We start from the raw sequence: 10,254 nt of genomic DNA, 5'->3' as shown, positions 1-10,254 counted from the left end.
GCCTTCTTGACGATGCGGTCGATATCGACCAGGGTGGTCAGCAAATCCTTCATGCGGGCGAGCGGCACGGCGTTCGGGCCGTCCGACAGCGCGCAGGCCGGATTCGGATGTGTTTCCATGAACAGGCCCGACACGCCCGCCGCGACGGCGGCGCGCGCCAGCACGGGCACGTRCTCGCGCTGGCCGCCGGACGACGTCCCCTGCCCGCCCGGCAGCTGCACCGAGTGGGTGGCGTCGAACACGATGGGGCAGTTCGACTCGCGCATGATGGCGAGCGAACGCATGTCGGACACGAGGTTGTTGTAGCCGAACGAGACACCGCGCTCGCAGGCCATGAACTGGTCGGGCAGACCGGCTTCGGCAGCGGCCGCTCGGGCCTTGTCGATCACGTTCTTCATGTCGCCCGGCGCCAGGAACTGGCCCTTCTTGATGTTCACGGGCTTGCCGGAACGGGCGCAGGCGTTGATGAAGTCGGTCTGGCGGCACAGGAAGGCCGGCGTCTGCAGCACGTCGACGACGCTCGCGACGACCGGGATCTCTTCCTCGGTGTGCACGTCCGTCAGCACGGGCACGCCGATCTCCTTGCGCACGTCGGCCAGGATCTCCAGGCCCTTTTCCATGCCGGGACCGCGGAACGACTTGCCGGACGAACGGTTGGCCTTGTCGAACGACGATTTATAGATGAACGGGATGCCCAGCGCGCTCGTGATTTCCTTCAGCTCGCCCGCGACGTCCAGCGCCATCTGGCGCGATTCGATCACGCAGGTGCCGGCGATCAGGAAGATCGGCTGGTCGAGGCCGACGTCGAATCCGCACAGTTTCATGCTGCGTCTCCTTGCAGGGCCACCGCGGCGAATTTGTTGACATTTGCTGCCTGCGGATTGGCGTTGGCCGCCTGGTGGGCCAAAGCGGCCTTGATGAACGACGAGAACAGCGGATGGCCGTTGCGCGGCGTCGACTTGAACTCGGGGTGGAATTGCACGCCCATGTACCACGGGTGCACGCTGCGCGGCAGTTCCATGATCTCGCACAGGTCTTCGTTCGGCGTACGCGCGGCGACGACGAGGCCCGCCGCTTCGACCTTCGGCAGGTAGTAATTGTTCGCTTCGTAGCGGTGGCGATGGCGCTCCGTCACGACGTTGCCATAGATCTCGGCGGCCAGCGTACCCGGATTCACGGCGCAGGTCTGCGCACCGAGGCGCATGGTGCCGCCCAGGTCGGAATTGATGTCGCGCTTCTCGACCTTGCCGTCGTGGTTCTGCCACTCATTGATCAGGGCGACGACCGGCTGGTCGGTCTCCGGATCGAATTCCGTCGAGTTGGCGTTCGGCAGGCCGGCCATGTGGCGCGCGTATTCGATCAGCGCGACCTGCATGCCCAGGCAGATGCCCAGGTACGGGATTCCGTTTTCGCGGGCATAGCGGGCGGCCATGATCTTGCCTTCCACGCCGCGCTTGCCGAAGCCGCCCGGCACGAGGATGGCGTCGTACTTGGCCAGGTTGGCGCAGCCCGTCGACTCGATCTCTTCCGAGTCGATGTATTCGATGTTGACGCGGCTTTCCGTGTGGATGCCGGCGTGGCGCAGCGCTTCCGTCAGGGATTTGTACGACTCGATCAGGTCGACGTACTTGCCGACCATGCCGATCGTGACTTCGTGCTTCGGGTTTTCCAGCGTGTGGATCAGCTTCGTCCACATCGACAGGTCGGCCTGCGGCGCCTCGATGCCGAGGGCATCCAGGATGATGTCATCGAGACCCTGGTCGTGCAGCACCTGCGGCACTTTATAGATCGTGTCGACGTCCCACACGGAGATGACGGCCTGCTCTTCCACGTTGGCGAACAGCGAGATCTTGGCGCGCTCGTCGTCCGGGATGCGGCGGTCGGCACGGCACAGCAGCGCGTTCGGCGAAATACCGATCTCGCGCAACTTCTGCACCGAGTGCTGCGTGGGCTTGGTCTTCAGTTCGCCGGCGGACGAGATGTACGGCACCAGCGTCAGGTGCACGAACGCGGCGCCCTTGCGGCCCTGGCGCAGCGACAGCTGGCGCGCGGCTTCCAGGAACGGCAGCGATTCGATGTCGCCGACGGTGCCGCCGATCTCGACGAGCGCCACGTCGACGCCTTCGGCGCCGCGGCGGATGTAATCCTGGATCTCGTTGGTGATGTGCGGGATCACCTGCACGGTCTTGCCGAGGTACTCGCCGCGACGTTCCTTGCGGATCACGGATTCATAGATCTGGCCGGTGGTGAAGTTGTTCACCTTCTTCATCCGCGTGCTGATGAAGCGCTCATAGTGGCCCAGGTCCAGGTCGGTCTCGGCGCCGTCGTCGGTGACGAACACTTCACCGTGCTGGGTAGGGCTCATCGTGCCCGGGTCCACGTTGATGTACGGGTCGAGCTTGAGCATGGTGACTTTGAGACCGCGCGATTCGAGGATCGCGGCGAGGGAGGCGGCCGCGATCCCTTTACCCAGGGAAGACACGACGCCGCCAGTGACGAATACGAATTTGGTCATTGTGCAGAAGGTGCCGAACGGCACGCGCGGGAAATAGAAATTATACCTTAAACCTGCAAATACTTCTTCATTCCAACTTGGCAACAATGGCAATGACACAGCTTTGACACCTGGTCGACGCTTATTTGTTCCCAAATTGCCAAAACCGGAAAAATGTAGTTACACTGACATCTTTTCTTTCCATCAACAAAATAATGGACGACTGGAGCGCACCCGCCGGGGCCCCGGAAGCCGTCGCCGCACCGGACGGCGCCTCCATCATGGCGGCCACGCCCGGCACGGACGCTACGTCCGCAGCGCAGCCGCTGGCCTTTGCGTTCAATGGCAGCGGAGCCGAGTATTTCCGGATCTGGATCGTCAACCTCCTGCTGTCCGTCGTCACGCTCGGCGTCTATTCGGCGTGGGCGAAAACCCGCCGGCTCCAGTACTTCTACCGCAATACCCGGCTCGCCGACGCCGGCTTCGACTTCCGCGGCGATCCGAAAGCGATCCTGCGCGGCCGCATCCTGGCTGTGCTGCTGCTGGCCGGTGGCTACGTGGCTTCCGGTTTCGCACCCACGGCTGCCCTGCTGACCGTGATCCTGCTGCTGGCCGGCCTGCCGTACATCCTGTGTTCTGCGCTGCGCTTTCGCCTGGCAAATACCTGGTACCGAGGTTTGCCGTTCGGCTTCGCGGACGCAATGGGAAAAGCCTATTTCGTCTATCTGCTGCCGGTGGCGGTTTATTTGCTGCCCGATGTGGTGGACGAGATCATGCCCGACAGTACCCTGCTGGACATCGCCATCCTGCTCTACGTATCCTTGCCGTTATTACATGGCGCGACGAAAGGTTACCAGCACCGGCACCTGATGTATGGCGACCGGCGCGCCGGCTTTGCCCTGTCCAACGCCGGACTGGCGAAACCGTATGTGCCCGTGATCCTGGTGCTTGCTGCCATTTTCGTCGTGCTGATGATCGGCGCCGTGGCCCTGGTGCTGATCGGGCGTTCCGGTCCGAGAGCCGACATCTGGGAGCATGTCCTGGATAATCTGGTGCCGATCGTTTTCTTCGTGACCATCGGCGGCCTGTTCGTGCTGATCGGCAGCCCTTTCATCACGGTCCGCATGGACAACCTGGCCTGGTCGGCGACCTCGTTTCCCGGCGTACGCATCACATGCGACATGCGACCGCGCGCCTACTTGCGGCTGCAGGCCGAAAACTTCGTGCTGACCCTGCTGACCCTGGGCCTGTTCCGCCCCTTCGCGGCAGTCCGCACGTGGCGCTACCGCCTGGCCCATGTGCACGTGCATGCCCCCCATGGCGTCGAGCTGGCGACCATGATGGCCACCCGCCCGCCGCAGGCCGCCGGCGGCGACGGCATGGCCGACTTCCTCAGCGTGGATCTTTCCTGGTGAACGCCATGACGCCTGCCCATTATTTCGACGGACGCAACGGCCGCCTGCACCCGGCCCGGCTGGCCGTCGACGCCGGCCACCTGCACATCGTCACGCCCGAGATGGAATGCAGCGTCCCCCTCGACACGATACAAGTGGCGGAACCGTTCGCGCGCGCACCGCTCGTGCTGCGCCTCGGCGACGGCGCCACCTGCGAAGTATTACCGGACGTGGCGCGACAGCAGTTGCTCGACGCCATCGGATACCGCAAGAGCCGCGTGACGCGCTGGCAGGAACGCTGGCCCGCGGCCCTGCTCGCGCTGGCCCTGCTGGTAACGCTGCTCGTTCTGGGCTATGTGCGCGGCGTCCCGCTGGCCGCCGAGCGCATCGCAGCACGCCTGCCGGCATCGCTCGATCTGGACGTCGGCCGGATCGCACTGGCCGGCCTGGAAGCCCGACATACGATAGCACCGACGCACCTGAACGCCGAACGCGTCGCCGAGGTCGAGGCCCTGCTGGCGCGAGCCCGGCCAGCCCACCCGCGCATGCCGTTACGCCTGATCGTAGCCTCCTCCGACCCGCGCGACAGCGACGACGCCCTCGGCGCCAATGCGCTGGCATTGTCCGACGGTACCATCATCGTCACTGACGAGATGGTCCGCCTCGTGCTGAACCGGGACGGACGGCTCGACACCGCTGGCGAAGCGCAATTGCTGGGCGTGATCGGGCACGAGGTCGGCCATATCGAACGGCGCCATACCATCCGTATCCTGATGACCTCTTCTCTCTCGTCCGCGCTGTCCGCCATCATGTTCGGCGACTTCAGCGCCGTTGCCGCAGGCCTTCCTGCCGTGCTGACGCAAATGCAATATTCGCGCGACATGGAGCTGGAGGCGGACGATTACGCTGTCGCTGTACTGCGTCGCAACGGGCGCGCACCGGACAGTCTCGTCAACATTCTGCAGACGCTGGAACGCCAGTATCCTGGTGCCGCCAGGCTCCCGCGCTGGCTGAGCCACTCCCTGAACTACCTGTCAACGCATCCAGCCACCGACGAGCGCATCGCCCGCTTGCGCGCCCGCCCCTGAGTCTCTCGCTACCATTGTTCAGGTGGCATGAAACTGTTACCTAAGGCCAACGCTCAATACGTATCTTCACGTATTTTCTGGCCCATCCATTCCCAAAAGTAACGAAATCCATCTGTCTCTCAGTAGAATCGGACCGGGGACACTTTCCGGTACGGATTTTTCTCTGGTTGTCAATACGGCAAATCAAAATTTTGCCGCAACCATAGACCTCCTGCATGCCGAACCGTGAAGGGGACACAACAATCACGCTTCACGTAAGGACCGATCATATGGGCTACTTCGCCAAAATGAATATTGCGAAACGTCTCGGCGTGGGCTTCGCCCTCGTGCTGGGGCTCACTCTCGTCATTGCCACGGCGGCCATCTGGCGCCTGAATGCGATCGCGGACGCCACGCGCGCGATGATGGCCGTACCGCTGGCCAAGGAACGCATGATGGCCGATTGGCATACCCAGACCTTCGGCGCCGTGCGCCGCACCGCCGCCATCGTCAAGAGCTCGGACCCCAGCCTGGTGGAATTCTTCAAGGCCGACGGGGTGAAGACGGCCGCCCATACGACCGAATTGATCAAGAAAATCGAACCGCTGCTGGTAGGCGACGAGGAACGCGCCCTGTTCAACCGCATCGGCGAACTGCGCAAGGCCTATACGGCGGCGAAGGAAAAGGCCGTCAAGGCACGCGCCGACGGCGATCCCGAGATGGCCGCACGCATCCTGAGCCAGGAATACATGCCGGCATCGGATGCCTACGAAGGCAAGCTGGCCGACCTGGTCAAGATGCAGCAGGACCACATCGACGCCATCGCCCACGACATCGACAACGCCAACCGCAACAGCGCGCGCATGATCGGCACGCTGGCCGGCGTGGCCGTGCTGTTCGGCGCCGTGTGCGCGTGGCTGCTCGCGGGTGCCATCGTCCGGCCGATCCGCCAGGCCGTCGACGTGGCCGAGAAGGTCGCGGCCGGCGATCTCACCCAGCACATCGAAGCGAAGGGCAACGACGAAACGGGCGCCCTGCTGCGCGCGCTGCGCCACATGAACGACAGCCTCGTGGCGATCGTCTCGCAGGTGCGCAGCGGCACCGACACCATCGCCACCGCGTCGGCCGAGATCTCGGCCGGCAACATGGACCTGTCGAGCCGCACCGAACAACAGGCCGGCTCGCTCGGCACGACGGCCAGCACGGTCGAGGAACTGACGGGCACCGTGCGCCAGAACGCCGACAATGCGCGCCAGGCGAGCCAGCTGTCGATCGCCGCGTCGGAAATCGCCACCCAGGGCGGCGCCGTCGTCGACCAGGTCGTGCAGACCATGGGCGCGATCAACGATTCATCGAAGAAGATCGTCGACATCATCAGCGTCATCGACGGCATCGCGTTCCAGACCAATATCCTGGCGCTGAACGCCGCGGTCGAAGCCGCCCGTGCCGGCGAACAGGGCCGCGGCTTCGCCGTCGTGGCGGGCGAGGTGCGCACGCTGGCCCAGCGCTCGGCCGCGGCGGCGAAGGAAATCAAGCAGCTGATCGTCGATTCCGTGAGCAAGGTCGAGGACGGCACGAAGCTCGTCGACCAGGCCGGTACGACGATGAGCGAAGTGGTCGACAGCATCCGCAAGGTCAGCGACATCGTCGCCGAGATCGCCAGCGCCAGCGGCGAGCAGAGCACGGGCATCGAACAGGTCAACCGCGCCATCGCCGACATGGATTCCTCCACCCAGCACAACGCCGCGCTCGTCGAGGAATCGGCGGCGGCCGCCACCGCCCTGAGCGAGCAGGCCGACAAGCTGGCCGAAGTGGTGAGCCTGTTCCATCTCGACACGCAGGCCGTGTCCGCGCCCAGGACCGCCGTCCCGAAGAAGGCGCCGGCGCGCCCCCTCGTCGCCGCACCGGTCCGCGCGCGCACCGTCAAGCCGGCCCAGCCCAAGGTGGCCGTGAAGAGCGCGGCCACCACCGACGAGTGGGAAACTTTCTGACGGGTCCGTTACGCGCGTGAAGCCGGACCGCGTCGCCCGACTCAGGTATCCTGCTGCTTCCAGTCAGCAGGATGCAGGGAGAAGACGATGTCCTACGAAGAACGCGACGACTACGGCATGTACAAGAACAAGCACGGCAAGGGTCCGGGCCCGGAACTGATGGGCGCGAATACCCTGATCGGCGACCATGTCCACAACTTGCAGAACGAGCACCTGGGCGTCATCAAGGAATTCATGGTGGACATGCGCACGGGCGCCATCGCCTATGCCGTGATGTCGTCCAGCCGCTTCCTCGGGCTGGGCGAAAAGCTGTTCGCCGTGCCGTGGCAGGCACTGACCCTCGACCCGCGGCACAAGCGCTTCACGATGGACATCCCGCGGGAGCGCATCGAGAACGCGCCCGGGTTCGATACCGACCACTGGCCGGACATGGCGGATACGCGCTGGATGGGCGAAGTGCACGCTTACTACGGCGTGCAGGCGGCCTGAGCTGAAGTTGGGCCGATTCAGATCATCATTAATTGGTGATAAACGCGACGGTTTCCCGATCCCCAAAAACGTCACAAACCCCGGTGCCGCTAACGCTAATAGGCGTTTTCTGAACCGCCGCGAGGAGCACTGCAGCCATGATTGCCTTCCCTCCAGCCGCGTTTGGCCCAGTCAGGCTTACCGCCCATTGTCCATTACTGCAGGCAGCTTTGGAACTCACCGTTCCGGCCGCAAATAAGAAACGGCTACCGTTCTCTACTAAATACCAGGTAACGACATCTCTGCTGGCCCCTGCAAAAGAACAAACTGGCGATAACAGAAGAACAACTACAAGGATAAATTTACGCATTTTTCTCTTCGTGAAAGTTTTAACTCCGATATTGTACATATATACACTGGTTATTTCTTTCTGACATTCACATCAGCAAGACATCTCCACGAGCGCCCAAGCCAACAGCACGATATGCAACCATCCCAGGCTCAGCGACATCAGTCGTAAAACCGCATGCCCGCATAGGGCTTGACGCCGCACTGCGCCAGGGAGCGTCGGCCCACTCCTTTGGCGCTTATGCTGCCTGGTCCTCACGCGCCTGCGCGGCCGCAAAATGGCGGTTCACACCGCTGAGGATGGCCTTGAACGAGGCGGTCATGATGCTGCTGGCCAGGCCCACGCCGAACAGCGAACCGCCGCTGCCGACGCGCAGTTCGACGTAGCAGGCCGCCTGGGCGCCGGCGCCGCTGCCGATGGCGTGTTCCTGGTAATCCATCACTTTGACGTCGAGACCGAGCGCATTGACGAAGGCGTCGATCGGGCCGTTGCCGGTGCCGTGGCGCGTCGCGCGCACGCCGTCGATCTCGATGTCGACGCTGAGGCGCGTGCCCTCGTCGCCGGAATTGGACGACATGGCGTGGCCGTGATAGACATGGTGCTGTTCGACGTCCAGGTATTCGCSGCGGAAGATCGCRTGGATGTCGGCGGCGCCSACTTCGCGKCCGCTGCTGTCCGTCGCCTGCTGCACGGCGCGGCTGAACTCGATCTGCAGGCGGCGCGGCAGCGCCAGGCCGTATTCCTGTTCGAGCAGCCAGGCGATGCCGCCCTTGCCCGACTGGCTGTTCACGCGGATCACGGCATCGTAGTTGCGGCCCAGGTCGGCCGGGTCGATCGGCAGGTAGGGCACCTCCCAGATCGCGTCCGGCTTCTGCTGCGCGAAACCTTTCTTGATGGCGTCCTGGTGCGAGCCGGAGAAGGCGGTGAAGACGAGATCGCCGGCATATGGATGGCGCGGGTGGACGGGCAGCTGGTTGCATTCCTCGACGCACTGGCGGACGTCATCGATGTCGGAAAAATCGAGGCCGGGGTGGATGCCCTGCGTGTACAGATTCAGCGCCAGGGTGACGAGGTCCACGTTGCCGGTGCGTTCACCGTTCCCGAACAAACAGCCTTCGACGCGGTCCGCGCCCGCCATCACCGCCAGTTCGGCCGAGGCGACGGCCGTGCCGCGGTCGTTGTGCGGATGCACGGACAGGACGATGGCGTCGCGGCGCTCGAGATGCCGGTGCATCCATTCGATCTGGTCGGCATACACGTTCGGCGTGCTGCACTCGACCGTCGACGGCAGGTTGATGATCATCTTCCGTTCCGGCGTCGGCTGCCAGATCGCGGAAACGCCATCGCACACCTCCTTCGAGAAATCCAGCTCGGTCATGCTGAACGTCTCCGGCGAGTACTCGAATACCCATTCCGTGCCGGGGCGCTCGTCGGTCAGCTGCTTGATCAGACGGGTGCCGTTCAGCGCGATCTGCCTGACGTCTTCCCGGGTCGTGCCGAACACGATGCGACGGAACGCCGGCGCGATCGGATTATAGAGGTGGACGATGGCCCGGCGCGCGCCCTGCAGCGAATCGACGGTGCGGCGGATCAGGTCTTCGCGCGACTGGGTCAATACCTCGATGGTCACGTCGGCGGGAATGCGGTCTTCCTCGATCAGCTTGCGCACGAAATCGAAATCCGTTTGCGAAGCGGAGGGAAATGCCACTTCGATTTCCTTGAATCCGATGTTCACGAGCTGTTCGAACATGCGCAATTTGCGCGCCACGCTCATTGGCTCGATCAACGCCTGGTTACCGTCGCGCAGGTCCGTGCTCATCCAGATCGGCGGGTGTTCGATGACGCGGTCCGGCCAGGCGCGGGAGATGGCGGGGACGGTGGGGAAACGACGGTATTTCGCTGCGGGGTTCGACAACATGGACTGCTCCTTTTCAGGGTGGGTAAAAATGAGGGCGTGACGAGGCCTGCCGCATTGCCGGCGATGCTTTGGCAGCGCGCGCGCATGCGGTTCAGGTCATCCGGATGGATGTCAGATGTGGCGGATGGGCTGCCCGGCTGCCACGGAGCACGTGGCCAGGCAACCGGTCGCTAGTCGTAGCGTGCGCTGTGCACGAACGCGCGCGGGGGTGGCGCGCTGGGCGAGCAAAGACGGAATGATGACGCTGAAGACGGGAGAGAGCATGGAGGCGAACCCTGTTCTGACAAATCGTGGTACGGCACTGCGTTCGATTGCGGGCGCGGCTGCTGGACGCAGCGGCTGGGCGATCAGGCTAGATGCGGTAGCACTAGCGCGATACGCGTTGCCGGTAGGCCGGCAACGTGCGCTAGGGAAGTCAGAAAGGTGATGTTCGCGATGAGCATTTTTTCAATATACAGAGGTGCGACCTAACTTGCAAGTTGATGCTCGAATGTGTCGATACGTGCACCGGCAGCGGACATTCGCTGACGAGATCCGGAACTTGTTCAGCGCGCTTTGGTCCAACGTCCTACT

Annotated in this window: 8 protein-coding genes; 4 read left to right on the top strand and 4 right to left on the bottom strand. The window is 63.6% G+C overall.

What is annotated here, in order from left to right:
* Together kdsA and AC1DYX_RS22715 are read right to left on the bottom strand one after the other, a co-directional pair.
* On the bottom strand, nucleotides 1–824 hold an 824-nt coding region (kdsA, locus tag AC1DYX_RS22720), incomplete at its 3' end, for a 3-deoxy-8-phosphooctulonate synthase (RefSeq protein WP_477263043.1).
* Entirely contained in the window at nucleotides 821–2,515 is a 1,695-nt protein-coding gene (locus AC1DYX_RS22715) for a CTP synthase (RefSeq protein WP_029756773.1), read from the bottom strand. The genes kdsA and AC1DYX_RS22715, both read right to left, overlap by 4 nt.
* 194 nt (nucleotides 2,516–2,709) lie before the next feature.
* Here AC1DYX_RS22715 and AC1DYX_RS22710 point away from each other — a divergent pair, with 194 nt between their 5' ends.
* The 4 genes from AC1DYX_RS22710 (at nucleotide 2,710) to AC1DYX_RS22695 (ending at nucleotide 7,435) form a co-directional block, all read left to right on the top strand.
* Nucleotides 2,710–3,909: a YjgN family protein gene (locus AC1DYX_RS22710; RefSeq protein WP_477263040.1), complete on the top strand. Its 1,200-nt coding sequence runs from the start codon at nucleotides 2,710–2,712 to the stop codon at nucleotides 3,907–3,909.
* A gap of 5 nt (nucleotides 3,910–3,914) precedes the next feature.
* Nucleotides 3,915–4,976, top strand: a complete 1,062-nt coding sequence (locus AC1DYX_RS22705) for a M48 family metallopeptidase (protein WP_477263038.1) — start codon at nucleotides 3,915–3,917, stop codon at nucleotides 4,974–4,976.
* Between the two features lie 269 nt (nucleotides 4,977–5,245).
* The gene (locus tag AC1DYX_RS22700) at nucleotides 5,246–6,946 is read left to right on the top strand and encodes a methyl-accepting chemotaxis protein (protein WP_477263036.1); all 1,701 of its coding nucleotides are present in this window, start codon (nucleotides 5,246–5,248) and stop codon (nucleotides 6,944–6,946) included.
* 87 nt (nucleotides 6,947–7,033) lie between these two features.
* Nucleotides 7,034–7,435 carry a PRC-barrel domain-containing protein gene (locus tag AC1DYX_RS22695; RefSeq protein ID WP_477263034.1) on the top strand — a complete coding sequence of 134 codons (402 nt, stop codon included), beginning with the start codon at nucleotides 7,034–7,036 and terminating at the stop codon, nucleotides 7,433–7,435.
* A 28-nt stretch (nucleotides 7,436–7,463) separates the two neighbouring features.
* Here the strand turns inward: AC1DYX_RS22695 and AC1DYX_RS22690 are convergent, their stop codons facing one another.
* Together AC1DYX_RS22690 and leuA are read right to left on the bottom strand one after the other, a co-directional pair.
* Complete coding sequence (locus tag AC1DYX_RS22690; protein ID WP_477263032.1) at nucleotides 7,464–7,784, bottom strand: hypothetical protein; 321 nt, start codon at nucleotides 7,782–7,784, stop codon at nucleotides 7,464–7,466.
* Nucleotides 7,785–8,001: 217 nt separating this feature from the next.
* Nucleotides 8,002–9,681: a 2-isopropylmalate synthase gene (leuA, locus tag AC1DYX_RS22685; RefSeq protein ID WP_477263030.1), complete on the bottom strand. Its 1,680-nt coding sequence runs from the start codon at nucleotides 9,679–9,681 to the stop codon at nucleotides 8,002–8,004.
* Between the last annotated feature and the right edge of the window lie 573 nt (nucleotides 9,682–10,254).

The sequence above is a fragment of the Massilia sp. P2_C2 genome (assembly GCF_056404615.1).
The sequence above is the reverse complement of the archived record's forward strand: the minus strand, read 5'-3'. Positions and strand labels throughout refer to the sequence as shown.